General features: G+C 53.9%; 17 protein-coding genes. 10 read left to right on the forward strand and 7 right to left on the reverse strand.

Features of this window, described 5'->3' with window-relative positions; translation table 11 throughout:
• Positions 1 to 12 precede the first annotated feature (12 nt).
• Positions 13 to 1,284 (reverse strand): IS256 family transposase, encoded by a 1,272-nt coding sequence (locus CRO08_RS09140; protein ID WP_097034567.1) that lies wholly within the window; start codon positions 1,282 to 1,284, stop codon positions 13 to 15.
• Positions 1,285 to 1,471: 187 nt separating this feature from the next.
• Between CRO08_RS09140 and CRO08_RS09145 the strand changes: the two genes are divergently transcribed.
• Genes CRO08_RS09145 through CRO08_RS09155 form a run of 3 tightly spaced genes read left to right on the forward strand, consistent with a single transcriptional unit; the run spans position 1,472 to position 3,597 of the window.
• A complete protein-coding gene (locus CRO08_RS09145) occupies positions 1,472 to 2,029 on the forward strand; it encodes a flavin reductase family protein (protein ID WP_097035962.1) in 558 nt (185 codons plus the stop codon).
• A gap of 16 nt (positions 2,030 to 2,045) precedes the next feature.
• Complete coding sequence (locus CRO08_RS09150; protein WP_255252307.1) at positions 2,046 to 2,687, forward strand: hypothetical protein; 642 nt, start codon at positions 2,046 to 2,048, stop codon at positions 2,685 to 2,687.
• A gap of 13 nt (positions 2,688 to 2,700) precedes the next feature.
• Entirely contained in the window at positions 2,701 to 3,597 is an 897-nt protein-coding gene (locus CRO08_RS09155) for an MBL fold metallo-hydrolase (protein WP_097035963.1), read from the forward strand.
• Positions 3,598 to 3,623: 26 nt separating this feature from the next.
• Here the strand turns inward: CRO08_RS09155 and CRO08_RS09160 are convergent, their stop codons facing one another.
• Entirely contained in the window at positions 3,624 to 4,634 is a 1,011-nt protein-coding gene (locus CRO08_RS09160) for a hypothetical protein (RefSeq protein ID WP_255252308.1), read from the reverse strand.
• Between the two features lie 137 nt (positions 4,635 to 4,771).
• Here CRO08_RS09160 and CRO08_RS16720 point away from each other — a divergent pair, with 137 nt between their 5' ends.
• The 3 genes from CRO08_RS16720 to CRO08_RS09170 are packed head-to-tail and all read left to right on the forward strand — an operon-like array spanning position 4,772 to position 8,119.
• The gene (locus CRO08_RS16720; protein ID WP_141398303.1) at positions 4,772 to 5,809 is read left to right on the forward strand and encodes a hypothetical protein; all 1,038 of its coding nucleotides are present in this window, start codon (positions 4,772 to 4,774) and stop codon (positions 5,807 to 5,809) included.
• 41 nt (positions 5,810 to 5,850) lie between these two features.
• Positions 5,851 to 7,239 (forward strand): sodium:solute symporter, encoded by a 1,389-nt coding sequence (locus CRO08_RS09165; RefSeq protein WP_176495113.1) that lies wholly within the window; start codon positions 5,851 to 5,853, stop codon positions 7,237 to 7,239.
• Positions 7,240 to 7,291: 52 nt separating this feature from the next.
• Complete coding sequence (locus tag CRO08_RS09170) at positions 7,292 to 8,119, forward strand: hypothetical protein (RefSeq protein WP_097035965.1); 828 nt, start codon at positions 7,292 to 7,294, stop codon at positions 8,117 to 8,119.
• On the opposite strand, the gene CRO08_RS09175 is transcribed toward CRO08_RS09170, so the two are convergent.
• Both CRO08_RS09175 and CRO08_RS09180 read right to left on the reverse strand, forming a co-directional pair.
• Positions 8,116 to 8,688, reverse strand: a complete 573-nt coding sequence (locus CRO08_RS09175) for a M48 family metalloprotease (protein ID WP_141398304.1) — start codon at positions 8,686 to 8,688, stop codon at positions 8,116 to 8,118. The genes CRO08_RS09170 and CRO08_RS09175 overlap by 4 nt on opposite strands.
• Before the next feature lie 4 nt (positions 8,689 to 8,692).
• Positions 8,693 to 10,564 (reverse strand): DUF4954 family protein, encoded by a 1,872-nt coding sequence (locus CRO08_RS09180; protein WP_072811551.1) that lies wholly within the window; start codon positions 10,562 to 10,564, stop codon positions 8,693 to 8,695.
• Positions 10,565 to 10,594: 30 nt separating this feature from the next.
• On the opposite strand from CRO08_RS09180, the gene CRO08_RS09185 reads away from it, so the two are divergent.
• Together CRO08_RS09185 and CRO08_RS09190 are read left to right on the forward strand one after the other, a co-directional pair.
• Positions 10,595 to 11,101, forward strand: coding sequence for a hypothetical protein (locus tag CRO08_RS09185; RefSeq protein ID WP_097035967.1), 507 nt, complete (start codon positions 10,595 to 10,597; stop codon positions 11,099 to 11,101).
• A gap of 1 nt (position 11,102) precedes the next feature.
• Entirely contained in the window at positions 11,103 to 12,404 is a 1,302-nt protein-coding gene (locus tag CRO08_RS09190) for a glycosyltransferase (protein ID WP_097035968.1), read from the forward strand.
• A 14-nt stretch (positions 12,405 to 12,418) separates the two neighbouring features.
• Here CRO08_RS09190 and CRO08_RS09195 read toward each other — a convergent pair whose 3' ends face one another.
• Both CRO08_RS09195 and CRO08_RS09200 read right to left on the reverse strand, forming a co-directional pair.
• Positions 12,419 to 13,270 (reverse strand): GIY-YIG nuclease family protein, encoded by an 852-nt coding sequence (locus tag CRO08_RS09195; protein ID WP_097035969.1) that lies wholly within the window; start codon positions 13,268 to 13,270, stop codon positions 12,419 to 12,421.
• A 188-nt stretch (positions 13,271 to 13,458) separates the two neighbouring features.
• On the reverse strand, positions 13,459 to 15,195 hold the full coding sequence (locus tag CRO08_RS09200; protein ID WP_097035970.1) for a toxin-antitoxin system YwqK family antitoxin: 1,737 nt from the start codon (positions 15,193 to 15,195) through the stop codon (positions 13,459 to 13,461).
• 399 nt (positions 15,196 to 15,594) lie between these two features.
• On the opposite strand from CRO08_RS09200, the gene CRO08_RS09205 reads away from it, so the two are divergent.
• Positions 15,595 to 16,647, forward strand: a complete 1,053-nt coding sequence (locus CRO08_RS09205) for a YhcG family protein (RefSeq protein WP_097035971.1) — start codon at positions 15,595 to 15,597, stop codon at positions 16,645 to 16,647.
• A gap of 60 nt (positions 16,648 to 16,707) precedes the next feature.
• Here CRO08_RS09205 and CRO08_RS09210 read toward each other — a convergent pair whose 3' ends face one another.
• Positions 16,708 to 17,688, reverse strand: a complete 981-nt coding sequence (locus CRO08_RS09210) for a hypothetical protein (protein WP_139258893.1) — start codon at positions 17,686 to 17,688, stop codon at positions 16,708 to 16,710.
• Between the two features lie 152 nt (positions 17,689 to 17,840).
• Here CRO08_RS09210 and murJ point away from each other — a divergent pair, with 152 nt between their 5' ends.
• Positions 17,841 to 19,433, forward strand: a complete 1,593-nt coding sequence (gene murJ / locus CRO08_RS09215; protein ID WP_097035973.1) for a murein biosynthesis integral membrane protein MurJ — start codon at positions 17,841 to 17,843, stop codon at positions 19,431 to 19,433.
• Positions 19,434 to 19,447: the final 14 nt, after the last annotated feature.

The raw sequence follows: 19,447 nt of genomic DNA on the forward strand, positions 1-19,447 counted from the left end.
ACTGGTGTAAATCTAGGCTATTAGCGCTTCATTGTCAAGTAATTTCATGCTCTTTTCCCGAAGTTTTTCGACAAGTTCGGGGATTTCCGCATAGCCGTCCAACCGTCTCCAGTTCTTTTCGCGGTGGAGGACCTCAGCGGCCATCCAGCGTTTGAACATTCCAATGTCCCTGTAGCGCTTCACGTTCTTCTCGATGGCGTCGAGACCGTTGAAGGTGGACTCGATTATGTTGGTCGTTATGAGCGACTTGCGCAGGAGCGCGGGGATGCCCAGCCGGTGGACCGTAAGCAGCCTCTCGCCGCCCTCGGAAAGCGATTTGGCGGCACTCGTGTTTATGCCTTCGAGCCACTCGTGGACCTTGAGAAGTTCCCTTCTCGCGTCCTCGTAGCCCACCATCCCGATGGCGTTGTTGTAGCGCCTGTCGAACTCGGCCCGGTACATCTCGGGCAGATGGGACTCGACGTTGCGCCTCTTGTGGATCACGCAGCGCTGGTGCTTGAGGTCCTTGCCGAAGCGGTCCTTGAGGGCGCGGTTGAGGCCCGTCCCGCCGTCGGTCACGAAGATGATGTCGGGGTGCAGGGCGAGGCCCCTGCTCTCCATGTCGGAAAGGAACGAACGGCACATTTCGGTGTTTTCCGAACTGCCCTGCCAGAGGCCAAGCACGCGCTTGTAGCCTTCCGCGTCAACGCCTATGGCGGCCATCACGACCTCGCCGCAGCGATGCATTGCGTCCATGAAGACGGCAACCGCCTCGAAGTCCTCCAGCCTGCGCTCGTTCAGTTCCTTCAGTTTCCTTGTGCATGCGGCAACGACCTTGCGCGACACCGACGACTTGCTTACGCCGAACGCCTCCCCGGCAGTCGAGAACACATCCTCGTAACGCCTCCCGGACAGGCCTGAGAGGCATGCGTGCAGCAGGTGCTCGGAGAACGCGTCGGGGTCTTTCAGACGGGCGTAGATACGCGATTTGACCTCGCCGTTTTCGTCCCTGAGCCTGGGTACGCGCACCTTCGCCTTGCCACCCGCGATGTACACGGAACCACCCTGGCTGGACCACTTCTTGAAGCCCTTCCTGGGGTGGTATGCTGCACCGCCGAGCTGTTCCCTTTCGGCCAGGAGTATCGCCTCCACGAGCCTTGCGCCCATCTCCCTCGACAGCGCGTCAAGGCAGCTTTTCCCCTGTTCGGCAAGGTCGGCCAGAACCACCCCGACACTGGTCGAAATGTCGATTTCTTCGCGGCGGACGATTGACAGTTTGGGGGTTCTTTTTGTACTTTTCATCATGGTGGTTATCCTCTTGCTTGGTGTTTTTTTGCTGAACCAAATTTACAAGTTGGAGACCACCTTTTTCTTTTTGGTTGCAGAAATTTCAACTAACTTTGGGGCATCTTCTTTGAAAATCGTTTTAAAGGAAAAGTATATAATTTTTTCGCAGATAGTTTTATATCTTGTAAAAAAAAGGAGTTTTCAAATGCGCAAAGATCTCGGAGTAAAAACCTACCTGTACCCGCAACCCACACTCGTCATCGCGACCTACAACGAAGACGGTTCGCCGAACGCGATGGTCGCCGCATGGGGCTCGGTGAGCGACTCGAACCAGGTGGCCATCTACGTGGCCGCATCGCACAAGACCGTGCCGAACATCAAGGCGCGCAAGGCATTCACCGTGAGCATGGCGACCGCAAAGGACATCAAGGCCATCGACTACCTGGGCATAACCAGCGGGAACAAGGTTGCCGACAAGTTCGCCAAGTCGGGACTCACCGCCGTCAGGAGCGAGAAGGTGGACGCCCCGCTCATCGCGGAACTCCCGCTCGCGCTCGAATGCAGGATGGTGAGCTACGACGACGATTCGGAACTCCTGCTCGGCGAAATCGTGAACGTGACCGCCGACGAATCCGTGCTGGATGCCGACGGCAAGCTTTCCGTAGAAAAACTCGCGCCGGTATGCTACGATTCCGCAGGCCACGGCTACTACGTAATGGAACGCCGCATCGGGAATGCATTCAGCGACGGGAAGACGCTTTAAGGAGGCGGGAGTGTTTGTGAAGAAGTTTCTGCACGGCATGAACCCTGCCGCTTTCACGGGTTTCGCCCTTGCGGGCATGCTCGCGGGTATGCTCGCCGCCTGCGGTGACGACAGTTCCAGCAGTTCCCCCGCACCGGAAAGTTCCGACGCAGTCATCGAATCGAGCGACGCGCTTTTGCCGGAATCCAGCGGCGCACTTTTGCCGGAATCGAGCAGCGCGGCCCTGCCCGCATCGAGTTCCTCGGCGGAAGCGGTTCCTGGCGATACCATATGGAACAAGGCAAACCTCACGTGGTACACCTCCTGGCCGGAGCCCGGCAGCGAGGAATGCGAGGACTACAACGGATGTACGTGGGCGGGCTGGTTCGCAGGTCTCGAAGACCAGCAGACAGAGGAATGGGTCAGCGAGCACAACATCATCGCCGTCCACGAGAAGGACTGGGACGCCTACAAGCTCAAGACATTCAGGCTGCGCAAGAACGGCCACACCATCGACGCCGTCGTCTACGACATGTGTGCCGACAGCGACTGTGACGGCTGCTGCACCAAGAATGCGGGCAAGGTCGGGTTCCTCATCGACATAGAGAGCTACACGCGCGCCCGCTTCAACAACTACGGCTCGGGCACAGTGGAATGGACTTGCCTCGACTGCGAATAGGGCGCAAACGGCAATGAAGGTCCAGATTCTCATCGATAACATCGCAGGTCATGTCGGCGGCGCGATTTCTGCCTACGTGGAACCTGCGAACAAATGTGCGGCCCAAGGCGAACGCACCCGCAAGCTATTCGACGAGTGGGGACTTTCCGTGTACGTGGAATATGGCGGCCACAAGGTGCTGCTCGACACGGGCGCATCGCACCTGTTCGCAAAAAACGCGAAAGTGATGGGCATCGACCTCTCGCAGGTGGATATCGGCGTGCTGAGCCACGCGCATTATGACCACGCGAACGGCATGGCGAAATTCTTTGCGCTCAATAAGACCGCACCCTTCTACCTGCGGAAGGGCGCAGGCGAAAACTGCTACCACACGCACAAGCTTTTCGGGCGCTTTGCCTACCACGAATACATCGGCATTCACAAAGGATGGCTCGAGCGATTCGCGGGCCGCATCCGCTATGCGGAAGGCAATGCCGAAATTGCGCCGGGAATAACGCTCGTGCCGCATTCTACCACAGGGCTCGAACGCATCGGCGAGATGGCGCACCTGAGCGTCAAAGAAAACGGCAAATACCGCTACGACAGTTTCGCGCACGAGCAGAGCCTGGTGTTCGATACCCCGCAGGGGCTGTTCGTCATGAACAGTTGCAGCCACGCGGGAGCAGACAACATCGTGAAAGAAATCGGAGATGCCTTCCCCGGGAAAAAGATTTACGCGATTCTCGGCGGGTTCCATCTTTTCCGTTACCCGGATGCACGCGTGCGCGCCTTCGCCGAAAGGCTACGCGAACTCGACGTGCAGAAGATTTACACAGGGCACTGCACCGGCGACCGTGCCTACGGAATATTGCGGGATGTGCTCGGCGAGCGTGCAGAGCAAATGCACACCGGAATGACTATAGAAATTTAGGGGCGGCGGAAGCCCAACATGGCGCGCTATTTTTTCGCAGCGCTTTCCTTGCGCTGGGCGCGAACAGCATCAACCGCGGCTTTAACAGCCTCTTTCTTGGCCTGTTCCTCTTCCGGCGTAGGCTTGGTATCTTCGAGAAGGCGGTCAGCCCACTCGTCCCAGAAGCGGCAGCGTTCGCCCTCGAGCTTCATCTTCGCGAACTTGACCGGCTCGGTCTCGACGGCGAGCGTCACGACCGATTCCTTGTAGGCCTGCGGGAGGCCCGCCACATGCGACATGCGCTGCTTGAGCTCGGCGACGGTCGCATCCAAAATGTCCACGTCGAAACGGCGTTCGATGTAACGGCGGGCAATGAACCCGAGCGCCATGAAGTAGTCGCCCTGGTTGCCTTCGGCGAGATAATTTTTCTGCCTGAGTTCCTTGAGAGCGAGTACCGCCTCCTCGTACGGCGGGAGTCGCGGCGCCTCGCCCTTCTTCGCGAATTTCTTGTGCAGGAACCACCCGAGGAACACGAGCAGCACCACGCCCAGTACAATCAGCACGATGTAGAACCACTGCGGCAGGCGCGGGTCATCGAGCGGGTCTTCCGCTTCCAGGATATCCGTCTCCTCGCCCGTCGTGCGCATGGAAACCTTCACGGCCACCGGGTCAGTATTCGTCTTGACCGTATCGTTACCCACGACAGCGCTCACCTGCTGCGGCGCAATCAAGAAGTCGCCGCTCACGAACGTGTTGAGCGTCGCGAGCCATACGAACTTCGCGGTACCCTTGGGCATGCCCTCGGTCACCTTCTCGTTCTTCATCTCCTTGACTTCAAAGCTGCCAAGGTTCCCGACAAAGCTAGGCAGGTCCACGATGGCGTTCTCCGGCGCCGTGACCTGGATTTCGTAATTGAACATGTCGCCCACGAAAACCTGGGCGTTATCGACGTTCGCCTTGACGCTCACATCGAAGGCGAAGGCGGGAAGTGCACAAAAAGCAAAAAGGACGGCCAATGCGGCGGGGCGGAAAAGGCTCTTACAAGAAAAACGTGACATAAAGACCTCTGTGCCGAAGAATATACAAATTTTACCAGAAAAAAGTACAGGATGTAGGCCACAGGCCGCAGCAGCCTTTTCACGAAAAACCATGCGGCAAATGCAGGCCGGAGAGTTTCTATATTGTAACTTTATTTATGTTACTCCCGTCCATTTGCAGAATCGTCCTCGTGCTCACGCTAGCCGGTGCCGTACTTGCAAGCGCGGGCGAAAATGCGAATGCAGACGAAAAAGCGAATGCGGGTGAAAAAGCGGACGCAAAGGCCGACTCGGTAACGCAGGCCATAGCCGACACGACGGAATTCTCGCAGGAACATATCTTCAACGTGATAGGGCTCGTGCTCCCCCACAACTCGCTGCGCAATTCCAAGACACTTCACAACTGGCCGTTCTTCGCCCTGGCCGCACCCGCCTGGGTATCGACCATCAGGCTCAAGAGGGATATCAACAGGGCTTTCACCCTCAAGGGGTTCGCCACGTACGACCTGGGATTCAACGGAATCGGGCTCCGCATAGGCACATCGCTGGAACTTATCCACCTGCTGGAACTCGGCGTGCAGGTGAACACGGGAACGGCGCTAAACTACGGCGAGACCGCGACCTTCATGGGCGTGTACGACCCCGAAAAGAGGGACTACCGCCAGGACATCATCTTCACACAGTACGCCTACGGATTCAAGTACGATGCCGCGCTGACCATCCCGCTGCTCGCATTCCTGCCCAAGAGCAAGTGGACAAAGATTATCCTGAAGGGCACGGCGGAATACGCCTACTCGGGCTACACCGGCGCCGATGACGGCGAAGTGTGGAAGGCGGGCAGCGAGAACCTGGTGAACGGATTCAAGTACAAGTGCGGCGGCACGCTAATTTATATGCTGCCGTTCAAGCGCGTGAACATGGCCATGGTATCGGCAAACGTGAGCGGGTTCAAGCACGCCTACGATTTCGACAGCGTCTACAAGGACTACAATCCCGGATTCAAGACGGTAAGCATCACCCCGATGGCGTCGGTCAAGATAAGCGAGAACTGGAACGGCATGCTGATGGCGGTCGTATCGCGTGACCGCGTGTTCGAGAACAGGCGCTACCCGGTCACCGAGGAACCCCTGCAGAAGCAGGTCGGGAGCGAATGGGACCTGCGCACCGTGATGTTTATCGCGAGCAGGAAATTCTAGGGCCGCCAAGGCTTTTTCGCATATTCTATCTTTGCCGTGACATGACAGCCGCCCTCATCATATACCTCATAGTCCTCGTGCTTATTGCAATCCGCAGCGCACGCAAGGTCAAGGACATTCCCGACTTCTTTGTAGCGCGGAAGGGCGCTTCGGCGCGTATGGTGGCGGGGAGCCTGGTGGCGACAATTCTCGGCGGGTCGGCCGTTATCGGGGCCATCGATTCCGGAATGAAACTCGGCGGGGCCGCCAGCTGGTTCATGCTTACGGGCGCCCTCGGGCTATTCGCCCTCATCCCGTTTGCGGGTCGCGCATACAGCCACGGGAAATACACGCTCCCCGACCTGGTAGAGAACCTGTACGGCAAAGGCCCGCGGTTCGTTGCGTCGCTCGTGATACCGGTCGCGTGGACGGGAATCGTGGCGGCGCAGATTATAGCGGCGGCGAAACTCCTGATGACGTTCACCCCGATGGAATACACCACGGCCGCCGTCGTGTCGGCGGCGGTCTTTACGGGCTATACGCTCGCGGGCGGCCAGCTTTCGATTTTGCGCACGGACTTTTTCCAGGCGTGCCTGATTATCGCAGGCCTGCTGCTCATCGCGGGCTTCGCGCTGATCAACGGTGCGGGCGACGCGGGCGTGCTCCCGGCCAAAGACCTTCCCTTCCCGTTCAACGCGGGCTTCTCGCCTTTCGACCTCTTCCTGCTCATCCTCACCTACGGCACAACGTACACCGCGGGCCCCGACATCTTCAGCCGCGTGTTCTGCGCGAAGGACACCGCCACCGCGAAGAAGGGAATCGCGATTGCCGCCTGCGTGCTCATCCCGGTCGCATTCGTCATCGGGATTCTCGCGCTGTTCGGCACGAGCCTCGGTGACGTGCAGGGGGCCCGAATCACGGCCATTGCGAACGCAGTACTCCCGCCGGCGCTCGTCCCGCTGGTGGCGCTCGCGCTCCTGAGCGTCGTCCTCAGCAGCGCCGACACCACATTGCTGAGCAGCTCCGTGATACTCTGCGGGCTGTTCCGCACCGGCGCAAGCCCCAAGGAGGCTCGCGACCCGCATACCGCCGCAGGGCTCGCAAACAAAACGCTTCTCAAGGCGCGCGTCATCATCCTCCTGAACGGCATCGTGGCCCTCCTGCTCGCGCTCGTGTTCACCGACATCATCGGCACGCTCCTCCTCGCGCTCACCGTCTACGCCGGCGCCTTCACCGTGCCTATCCTGTGGGGCCTCGCGGGGCTCCGTTCCAGGCCGGCAAGCGTCGCCGCGGGCATAATTCTCGGCGGTGCGCTCGCCCTCGCGGGCAAGCTCTGCCCTCCCCTTCCGGGATCTATCGGGAGCCATACCGGCGATATCCTCACCATTGCGGCCTTCATCGTGAACGGGATTTGCCTTGCCGCCGGCCGTTTAAGGCGCAAAAGCGCGTAGTCTCCGGGAATGCCGGGCCAACAGGCTCCCCGTAATATCATATCTTTTGGATATGGGTGTAAGTTTCTCCAGACATGCGGTTCACCGCCTGCTCGCCTGCATACTCGCAGTTTCGCTCGCAGGCTTGCTCACCTCGTGCGCCTCCACCAAGATGGAGTACGCCAAGGAAGTCGAGATGGACGCCTACCCCGGGCCAAACATCCAAGGCATCAACCGCTACCTCAAGGAAAACACCGTGGGCTCGCGCCTGCACGGCGGGTTCATCGTGAGCAAGCTCGAGCATCTCGGTGTCGACGGCGTAGAAAACAAGGACGAGTGGGATTCCGTCGACGTGGATTCGAAATACAGGATTACCTACCTGCCCGTCTACGGTTCCATCGACAAGTTCGCGAAGGGCGACCTGTTCATGATGAACATCGGGTTCGGCATCTACCACGGCATATACGCCTCCACCTCGGTCGGTATCAACACCAGGCACTTCGAGCTCGGGCTTTCCACGTTCCAGCGCTTCACCTACCAAATTATCAACTACCTCGGCTACGAAAGGGACGACGAGGGCAACCTCAACAAGCTCGAGAACTTCGACAACGAGAACAGGCTCGTGTTCCAGTACGGCGCAGGCGCCTACGCAAGCCTGTTCCTTGGCCCCGTGACGCTTTCGTACAACGGCAACATCTACAGGCCGAACAAGTCCGTCATTATCGACAAGCCGATTCCGCAATTCAAGTTCGCGACCCCGTACCTGTTCACGAACAACTTCCTCGTTTCGTACTGGTACAACCCCACCACGGAATTCCAGCTGGGCGTAACGAACATCCTCGTCGACTTTAACGGCGGTCACTGGTCGCTGAACGCAGGCATTTCGCTCTGGTCGTTCTAAGAAAAACTCTTTATCGCTTTGTTCAGTATTCGCTTGCTCCGGAGAGCAACCGTCGGGTGCTCGCGGTAAATAAGCGAGAAGAGAACCGTATGCGGGTATTCGCAGCGGGCCAGTTCCTGCAGGGCATTTTTCGCAACCTTCCTGTCGGTCTTTTCCAGCGCGTAGCGGTCGCATTCATATTCCTGGTTCCAGCAGTAGAAATGGAAGAACGTGCGGAACGGGATGGCGGCCAGGTGCAGCCACAGGACCGATTCCACAATGGAGCATTCCCACCGCACCATCAATGCGGCCATGAACCATATGGCACAGAGCGCGAAGGCGACCTTCACCAGGTTGCGCAGGATGGCGTGGTGCAACTTCGCGTGCGCCTGCTCGTGCATTTCCACGAACTTGCCCACCGTAGGCTGCTCGCGGTTTTCGGGAAGCGGCACAAGGTCGTTCACCAGCGGCAAAATCCGCATCACGGTAAAGGCGCTAAACCTGCACTGCACCGCGCGACATTCCCGGATTTCGAGAACCACCCGCGCGACAAGTTCAATACAAAGTAATGTAACCAGCAGGAGAGACAATTTTCTACCCGAGCGACTTGAGTACGTTCGCGAGGCGCTTCACGGATTCCTCGAAGCGGGCGCGTTCCCATTCCACGAAGGCGCTGTCTACGGGGTGTGCGCTATCGTAGTCGTCGAATATCTCGCGACCGCGCTGGTTATCCTTGTCGAGCCCATGGAACACCGACTCGAACCAGCCCTTCTCGAGCACGCGGAAGCGTTTCACCAGCTCGTCGAGCGTCTCGGGGAGCTGCACCGCACGCGCAATCTCGCGGGGCATGTCGGCAGGCAAAAGCTTGCGGAGTTCGCGCGGGGTCTGCGACAGGAGCGAGGTATCGTTTTCGACAAGCGAGATGATGCTTTCGAGCACGTAACGTTCCAGGTACTCGCCGTATGCGTGCAGTGCATTCTGGCGCACGCGCTCGCGCATAAAGTTCTCGCCGAGCCCGTCGATATGCTCGCGGGTATAAACATCGCGCACCTGTTCTACCTGCAGGCGCATCCACGCATCGTACACATAACGCACGATGTCGGGGCTGAACAGGCTACAGAACGAGGTGCTCACGACTCCCTTGCCCCGCTGGGAATACTTGTAGAAGTTGCGGTCGAGCGCGTAGGCGTTGCGCATGTAGTTCCATGCAGGGACAATCTCGTTCAGGCGCGCAGGCACGCCCATCAGCTGCGGGTCACCCGGACGGATGAGCGAGAACGGGAACTTGAGCCTCTGCGGGAGGGTCGTGATACCGCTTGCGACAATCGTGAACGGGGATTCACGGAAATTCGCGGGGAACTTGACGTTCACGCCGAGCCCGAAGAACATCCCGCGACCGGGCATCACCTCCTGGTCAGGCATGCGGCCCGTGTGGTTGCTCCCGACATTCGCGCCGTAACCCAGGTTGCCACAGCCCTCGGGCCATAGCGCCGCAATCAGGAGCGAATGATGGTGCATCTGCGTCATGGGGCCCATGTACGAGCTGTTCACCTCGCCCTCTTCGATATGGCAGCACGGGGCAATAATGGAAGATTTGACGATGGCCTTGCTCCCGACCTTCACGCGGCCCATAAGCACGCTCCCCTGCACCTCGGCGCCGGTATGCACCTTCACGCCCATCTGCAGGTTGGAATTCTCGACAATCACGGAATCGTACACGTGCGTCGATTCCTCGAGCGAACTCAGGATTACCGTATTGCGGATCTTGGAGGCACCCTCTATGCGGGCATGCGCGCCAATCCAGCTGTTGCGGACAATGTTCGTGTTGCTCACCACGGCACCCTTGCCCACCACTCCGAACGGGAGAGCCATCTCGGCGCGGAACTGCTGCAACTGCTCGTCGAACGACGCCTCCACATCGGGTTCGGCCTTGTGGAAAAGCTGCACGTCGACAAGGTCCGGGGTAATGTCAGGGAACACGCGCACGCTGCGCCCGCCCATCTCGTTACCTACGGTGATGGACGTCCCTATCATGTAGTTTATCTTGCCGCTGCTTACCAGCGAGCCGACATTCTCGACAACGGCACTGCTGCGCACGAGCACATTGCAGAGCATCGCCACCTTGTACACGAGCGCGTTCTCGATTATGCTGTTGCACACGAGGCTATCGTACACGCCCGTCGGGAACGACACGTCGCCCGGCAAAAGGAGCGTCCCGTAAAAGCCCGCGAGCTTCACGTCGCCCATGAACACCGAATTCCTGACACGGGCGGGGTCGAAATTCGCCTCGACCTGCACGCGGTTCCAGTCCTCGCACCGGTTGCCATTACCCTCGAGGGAGGCAATCTCTTCGGGAGTGAGCGAACGGAACTTTCCGCCAGAGGCCTTAGCGGCCTTGACACCTTCGGCCAAAGTCGCCAAAACACTGTTCTTCAGCACTTTTTTCAATTTGAGCAGTCGTTGCATGTACAAAAAATAGACTAATTTTGTGGTGCGATGAAGCAAGAACTCTTCAAATTGATTAGAAAGCACCACCTAAACATTTCCATCTACACGGCGGAAATATTCGAAAGGCGGTGCCAGGAAGAAATTATCCGTAGCGACGAGGACCAGAGTTCCTTCGTCTACCTGGAATTCGAGTTCGACGAAATCAAGAAAATCGCGCAGAACGACGAGGACGCCCTGAAGTTCTGGGAAGTCATGCTCGAGGCCCTCAACAGGAACAACCGCGGGAGCGACATCCTCGGGTTCCTCGAGAACGATACCGGGCTGGGCATGCTGCTCCTCGACTCGAAAATCGAAGGCTGGATACGCGTACGCGGGCGCATACTGCAGCACGCGAACAGCGAAGGGTTCAAGAAGGCGGCAAACATCCTGGCCGCCGTCGTGAAGCCCATCGTGTACCCCACCTGCATTGCCGACGCGCAGGACCTGAAGGCAATCGAGGCCGTATCGCAGGAACTCGCCGCCCCGGTCGAAAGCACGGAATCCGCAACCGCATAACATGAAAGTCCTCGTCATAGGCTCCGTCTATCCCAGGTTCCACGAAGACGCCGAAGTCCCGTGGCTACGCACCTCCATAGCCCACCTGAAGCAGGCCGGAGTCGAGATACAGGTACTCGCGCCCGCATACAAGGGCCTCAAGAGCCACGAAATCGACGGCGTGAAGGTGAACCGCTTCCGCTACGCGCCCGCGGGCTTCGAATTCCTCACGCACGAAGAAGGCGCGCCCAGCAAGATGGCAAGCAAGCCCTGGCTACAACTGCTCGCCATACCCTACATCATCAGCGGGTTCTTCAAGTGCATCGGGATATGCCGCAAGTTCAAGCCCGACGTGATACACGCCCACTGGCCGTTCCCGCACGCCTACATCGCGCTCGGGGCCGCAAAACTTTTCCGCATCCCGCTGGTTCTCAACTTCCACGGCGCGGAACTTCTGCTCATCCGCAAGAAGAAGTGGGTGAAGCCGCTCCTGAAATTCGCCATCGGGCAGGCGCAGGCCGTGTTCGCGAACTCGAGTTTTACCGCCGGTAAAATCAAGGCTCTCCGGAACGTGGACGTGGAATGGAGCCCGTACGGAACGACGCTAGATACAAAAGACGAAAGACGAAAGACGAAAGACGAAAGAAGAGAGACAAGAGAGATTTCTGCCGAACCAACCCAAGCGCCGCACCCGGTAAACGGCAAGTTCAAGATACTTTTCGTGGGCCGCCACATCGAGCGCAAGGGAATCTGCTACCTGATAGAAGCCGCAAAATACCTGCCGCGCGACCAGTTCGAAATCCGCATCGTGGGCGTTGGCGACCTTACAGACAAACTAAAGGCACAGGCAACCCAGGTGGATGCCCTTGCCCCTGCGGGGCTACGGCATGACGCAAGCGAGACGGAGCGGCAGCACGATGCACCGGCAGAAATCATCTTCACCGGGAAACTCTCTCCCGAAGCGCTCGCGAACGAGTACAGGACGGCAAACGTATTCACGCTCCCCGCCATCGTCGACAGCAAGGGCGATACCGAGGGCCTCGGCGTCGTGCTTATCGAGGCCATGGAACTCGGGCTACCCGTAGTCGCGAGCAACGTGGGCGGCATCCCCGACGTGGTCGTAAACGGCGTCTCGGGCATACTCGTCCCCGAAAAGGACCCGCAGGCACTCGCAAACGCCTACAAGCGCCTCGCCGCAGACCCCGAACTGCAAAAACAGCTGCTCGAGGGCGCACAGAAACGCATTGACGAATGCTTCAACTGGAGCAAGATTGTAGAACGGCAGATCGCGGTATACGAAAAAATCAAGAACAAGAAGAAATAGTTCTTGTAATTTCGCTACAGTTTAAACAACTCCTTCAAGGTCTTGCCGTTAGATTTCCATTCTGTTTTGCCATTGCAACTGCCTCCAATAACAAATTCGGCAGCAGGAGACAGTTTGCCAAAATGAACGTCTTCTTGAAGGATATATTTCCCTTTGACTTTTTTGATTTTTCCTTTGTCTTTGAACTCTTGACGGAGTTTTTCAATGCTGTCGCCATTGGCAGGGAGGTTATCATCTAACCGAATTTCCGAGCCTGCCTTAACAATTATAGAACCATCATTGGGATTAAATAATCCATTCGCATTTATTCCACCGCGAGTAGCCTGAACCGGCACAGCAGAGGAATCAGGATTACCCATTTTAGTAGAGGATGTTTCGATATTATATTCAAAAGCTGCTAGACAAAACTTTATTTCAAAAAATATTTTCTTGATTTCAGAAAGATTTGTTAATGATTCTTCTTTTCTACCTAATTTTTTCTTGTTTTGTAGTTTAAAGCGAGTCCCTTTTTCAGCTTTTTCAAGGCGAATTATTGAGTAAGTTTCTAGTTCATCTATCAAGGATATCCATTTATCTTTTTCTGCAAGAAACATAATTGCAATAGACCAAAAATCCTTTTGCTGATGATGCGTTTGCAAACGACCTAAACCATCTCCAGTTTGACCAATATACACTTGTGTTCTATTCTCATCAAAAAGAAAATATACTCCAATCTTTTTTTCTGGAATAACATTTGTCGTTTCTGACATACAACAACGTGGAATTATATATGCGTCAAAAGGAAATGAGGGATTTCTCACAATCCGAATCCCATTAGGATTATCATTTTTAAATTCAACAACGATTTTACGTCCTTGCTTTTCCATATATGCCTCGTGCTTGCAACAAGTCTTTTTAAAGACTAAAATACTTTATTTTCAGAATTGTAGGACATGGACTCTTTTAAATACTTCCCTTTTTCCCTAAAAGTAGGGTATTTTATAGCAAAAAAGCCCTTACATTTGCTGGCGCATGGAAGTAGACTATCACACCAAAGAAGGATTCATCCGAGTGATTACGGTGTACAAGTAACCTTTTCAATAAGTTTCTGTACGCCATCAAAAGCAATAGCCCAATAAGGCGGTTCTTTACCAGACCAACGGGACAATATTTTTTTGTATCCTAAATGGAAATTTTTAAAACATACCTTAAGAAATCCCCAATTATCACAACTTCCATCATACATATGAGATAAATGTTTTTCGTACGACTGAGCCCACTCGTGGCAATAAGCCTTGTCAAATAGAATTTCAAGGAATTCCCGCCAATCATCATCACTTATTATACAAGATTTCTTTTCTAATTTGCCCTGCTCTAGATTTGCATATTTGAGTTTTATCTGTTTCTTTTTGGAAATCGTTAATACGATTCCTGTTGTAGATTCTAAAAAGAATTGATCCGTAGCGAATTCGATTTTAACAAAAGAAACTGCATCCGCCAAATCAATGCCATTGGGTAACGGAAATTTCTCACACACTTTTTTATAACATTTATAACAAAATCTTTTTGAAAGATCTCGGTAATCCTTGTAATTTGTTTCTCCTCCACAACAAGGACATTTGCAGGGCATCGTATCTTTGGGATAGAATATATCATCAGGCTTTTGAAGATTCTGTAGATTATATTTTGCACCACAAAAATCCTTTATTGCGCCGCCATTATCAAGAAAAGACTCTTGTTCTTTTGTGAGGAAGAAACCTTCTTCAAAAGAGGTCCTAGTATTTTTCCCGAAGAACCGATTAAAGAATGTCAGAAATTCGTCCCAACCTTCTGGCTTTTGACGTGTCCAAGAAAAAAATTTCTCAAGTTCCTGAGTATATATACGAATAGAACCATATTCACCGGAATTTGCGTCTAGTCCGCCATCAGATTTCCATTCCAAAACATTAAATTTTTGGAACATAACCCACATATAGTGTTCCCAACTGACATTTTTAGAAGTTATAAAGCAACCAAACCACTTGACGTTCCTTATCCATACGCGGGTTTTGAATTCCACCCCATCGCCTTTTTCAATCCATATAGTGATTGGATTTTCTTTAACAGGACGTTTGGATGGAGTCGCGGTCAATTCCTGATTTATTCCTTTGAAATACGTGATTTCAAAGGATGTAACAGTTTCGCTCGTAAAATTAGAATCGCCGACAATAATGCCACGATCAATTCGCTCCTTTAGAAATCGTCCATTTTCTTCGGGATGCGTAAATGCTTCTACCAACGGATCAACAATTCGTTTTTCCTTCGGTCTTTCTAAAACTTCACCTACAGGATCAGGAACATCGTCTGTTATAATTTTAGAAGGATTAAAGCACTGAAATGTTTCGTCCAATGCAAAATAAGACTCCAATTCGTTCAAAAATACAGAATTTGCAGCCTTACGGATTTTATCCCGTCGTATTTCATTTAAACGCTCTTCTTCAGTAAGGCCAGATGCAAAATAGGAATCATAAAAACTCGTTTTTACATATTCACCACAATCATACCGGATAGATTCAAACAATAATCCATGTTTATTGAACCTTCTTTTTAATCCATGAATCAATCCACCAACATACGGAATTTCAGCCTTAATCGTACCATCAGGATAATAGCGCTTTTTAACACCATTCATAAGACCATTTTCATAAGGAATTTCACTTGCAAGAAATCCCTTTTCAGAATAACGCTTGACAACGCCATTGATTATTCCATTTTCAATGGGGCGTGTTTCAAGAATTTCGCCATTCTTATGGTATATGGTCACTATAGGCATTTTGTACCTCTTGGCAACTGTATGTAAATATATATTCAAGTGAATGCCAAAATTTGTCTTTCTTGTGATCAAGAATGAAAAGTTGAACAAACAAGAGGGCAAAAATAGCCGGGGCGTTGCGGGGTGGCGAGCGCCCGCAGAGGGGGTAGGCAAAGACTACAGGCTTTGACGAGGGGGAGACCTCCCCCGCTTGTTTTTCCGCTCGCTTTTTTTGTATATTATAACCAACACCAGAAAGGGTGCTATTAGAAGATCGCTATCCGCGCAAGCGGGGCGGTCTTTTTTGTTTTTGAAAATGAGGTAAAAATGGTGAAAAAAGAAGAAAAAGGAGAAAACTGCGACAACTTGTCGCAGTTTTGATCACATTTTGTCCAAATTATTTGAAATAAGGAACTTCCCATGGCAAAAGAACCCCAAAAACTGCAAGAAACTGATTACAATGAAATTCTGCAACAGGCTGTCGCGGTAATTAACGAAACTAGGGTAAACATCGCTCGCCAACTCAACGCAAGCGAGAATACCGCCTATTGGAAAATAGGGAAATTACTTCACGAGCGAAAATTGGAAAGTAAGCATGGAAACGCCGTTGTCAAGCGACTTTCAATTGATTTGAAGGAACGCTTTCCAGACATGGGTCTATCTCCTCGAAGTTTATGGGATATGAAAAAATTTTATGAGCGTTTTAGCCTCAGTTCGCCAAAAGTGCAACAGGCTGTTGCACTTTTACCATGGGGACACATTCTGTTATTGATGCGCTCTGTGGCGAATGACGACAATCGTGCGCTCTTTTATGCAACAGAATGTGTTTCTAAGGGTTGGCCCCGAGATTTACTGGTTAATGCCGTCCAAATGCAAATGTATGAGCATGCCGTTTTGAGCAATCCAGCAAATAATTTCAAAAAGACCCTTCCTGAAAATCAAGTTGCGTTTGCAAACGAAACTTTCCGCAGTTCTTACAATCTTGGCTTTTTAAGTGTAACCGGCTCTTTAGAGGAAGTTGAACTTGAAAAGAAACTGGTTGAAAAGGTCAAGCAGTTTCTTCTTGAATTGGGGAAAGGATTTGCCTTTATTGGAAACCAACATGTATTGGAATACAATGGCAAAACAAGAAAGGTCGATATGCTTTTCTTTAATCGTCAGTTAAGGAGCCTCGTGGCGATAGACTTGAAGATTGGTGAGTTTAAGCCGGAATATGTTGGTAAAATGAATTATTATCTGTCTTTATTAGATCGCTTGGAACGTGGCAAAGATGAAAATAGGTCCATTGGCATTATTTTGTGCGCAACAAAAGACTCCGTTGAAGTCGAGCTTTCGCTCGATGGTATTGATAAGCCCATTGGTGTTGCGGATTATCAATTGCTGTTGCCTAAAGATGAATTACAGAAAGTTCTTACAGACGAAATGAAAGCATTTAATGCCGGGCAAAAACGTGCTTTACCAGCTGAAGGATGAATTAGCAAAATATCACATGTGCAAATTTTGCACATGTGGGTGCTGAACGTCGCAACACAACTAATAGTTAATGGCAATGTAGAGGCTGCCTGCACCGAAGCGACGGCCAAAATCGCTGAAGCCGTCCCACAGGGCATCCCACGTGGCACCGAGTTCCAGCTGCATCGCGGAATTGCGGAAGAACACTATGCCCGCCTCGACTCCGCCAGCAATACCCAGCGCGAAATATTCGCTAAACTCCGCGTAGTGGTTATCCAACTGCGCGCCAAGTCCGATTCCGGCACCAAAGTACGGAGAAACCGCCCCCGACTGGATGTAGTAACGGCCACCGATAAGGAATGTCTCGTGAATCTGCCAACCCTTGCCGAACACCATATTCGTGTTGTTCAGCATGGTAATGGCGGCATGGTTCGACACCTCGAAAATCCTCGCGTAGTGGACCACGAATGACGTCGACCAGTCGCGGTCCACGTCCTTGTCGTCCTCGTTATCGGGGTCGGCAGAGTAATCGTAGTTGTGCCACAGGGCAACGCCCAGGCCAAAACCGTTGTAGTTGCGCGTGGGGCGCTTCTTCTCGAGCGTATCCGGTGCGGGCTTTTCCTCGTACTCTACGGTAACGACAGACGTGTTCACCGGGAGCGGTTCTTTCTTCGCCTCGGCCGTACTCTCGGCAGGAGCCTGGTCGATAAGGTTTTCCTGGGGGCCCAGGAGCGCCTCCACGGTAGCCTTCTCGATAGATACATCCAGGTCGTCAACGCTCGCAGACTTCTGCTTGCTCGAAACCACAACGGCGCCACCCTTGAGCTGTTCGCAGATCACCAGGATGTAACCGCCCATGGTCATGATGCTCGTGCGGAGCTGGATTTCGGAAGAATCCTCGACGGGCGTATTGCCCGACTTGCTCACCGCCGCGCGGAGCAGGGACTTTACCACCGTCGGGGCATCATCCGAAAAGTCGGCACCCGTCGGCTCGAGTATCTGGACGTTCGCGGCAAACGAAACCACCGCGAGGGAGAAAAGCGCTGCGATAAACTTTTTCATATTCATAAAGATATAAAAAAGTGCCAAAAGTGGGCAAACCTGGCATACAACTTTCTATTTTTTTAATAAATACAGGACTAGATCCTTCGACTTCGGGCTTCGCCCTCCGCTCAGGATGACAATCCTAATGACTAATGACCAATGACTAACCTATGAATAAAGCCGCCATCATCGTCGCCGTATCCATGCTCCTGAGCCGTGTCCTCGGGATTTTCCGCGAAATGTTGCTCGCCCATGCCGCGGGCGTATCGCTCGAAAAGAACGCTCTCGACCTCGCCTTCATGATTCCGGACATCCTCAACCATGTGGTGAGTACGGGCTTCCTCTCGATTATCTTCATCCCGATTTTCACGGGCTACAAGGTCGCAGGTGACGAGAAGGGCGGCTGGAAGTTCTTCAGCAACGTGCTGAACACCTTCGGCATCGCATTGCTTATTCTGGTGGTTCCCGCATTCATCTGGATGCAGGAACTTTTGCAGCTCTTGACCGTAGACGGAGCCACGCCGGAACTTATCGAGCGCGCCACGTACTATGGCCGCATCATCTTGCCCGGCCAGGTGTTCATCTTCGTGGGGAGCATCCTCGTGGCCGTGCAGCACACCCGCAAGCAGTTCCTGATTCCCTCGCTCACGGGCCTCATCTACAACGTGGCCATCGTGGGCGGCGGTGCCCTCGGGCTCGCGCTCGGTAAGTACACCGGCACGGATTACGGCCTGGAAGGTTTCGCCTGGGGCGTGCCGGTGGGCGCCTTCATCGGGTTCTTCGCGCTCCAGATTCTCGGCGCCCGGCGTGGCGGCGTGCACTACGAACTCCTGGTACAGCCGACACACCCGGATATCGTGCGCTACTTCAAGATGATGCTCCCGATGTCGCTCGGAGTCGGGTCCATGTTCGGGCTCGAATTCATTATCCGTAGCTTCGGCGCGAACTTCGGCACGGGAGGCATCTCTAGCCTCAACTACGCCTACCGAGTAATGTACACGCTGGTAGCGGTCTTCGGGTTCTCCGTATCCGTCACGAGCTACCCCGACATGGCGCGCCTCGTGAAGGAGGGCGACTTCGGGCAGCTCAACCGCAAAATCTGGAAGAGCCTTTCGCGCATGTTCTGCATCCTCATCCCGGCAGTAGTCGCCGTGTGGGCGCTGAGCTTCCCGGCGGTGCGCATCCTGTTCGAGCGCGGCGCCTTCCAGCGCGAAACGACCGAAGCCATTTCCGAAATTCTCCGCTGGTACCTGCCCGTAAGCCTCGGGCTCTGCCTGCAGGCGGTTCTCGTCCGCAGTTTCTATGCCTGTGAGCGCATGTGGGTGCCGACCCTCCTCAACACCGGCATCTTCGCGGCGACCATTCCCGCGTACATCGTGCTTGGCGCTCCCGAAGCAGGGCTCGGCATCAAGAGCGTGCCCATTGTCGGCGCTACGGGCGCCATACTGCAAGTTATCTCGATGATTTTCATGTGGGCCAAGAAGAACGGCACCGACGGCATGAGGGATGCCCTCCTCAACATGCTCCGCGCGCTTATCGCCTTCGGCATCATGATTGCGGCCGCCATCGGGCTCGACCACGTCTCCGGTGAATTTGTACGTAACACAAGCCTTATCGTCCTCGTCATATACGCCTGCGCAGCGGGCATCGGGCTCTTCACGCTCACGCTCATCGTGCAGCGCTACCTGGGCAGCAAGGACGCAAAGGATATATTGAATGAACTGCTCGGCAAGGTGCTCCGCAAGCTGCACCTCGCAAGGTAAGCCCTTAAAAAAAG

This window comes from Fibrobacter sp. UWT3, assembly GCF_900230125.1.
Taxonomy (GTDB): Bacteria; Fibrobacterota; Fibrobacteria; order Fibrobacterales; family Fibrobacteraceae; genus Fibrobacter.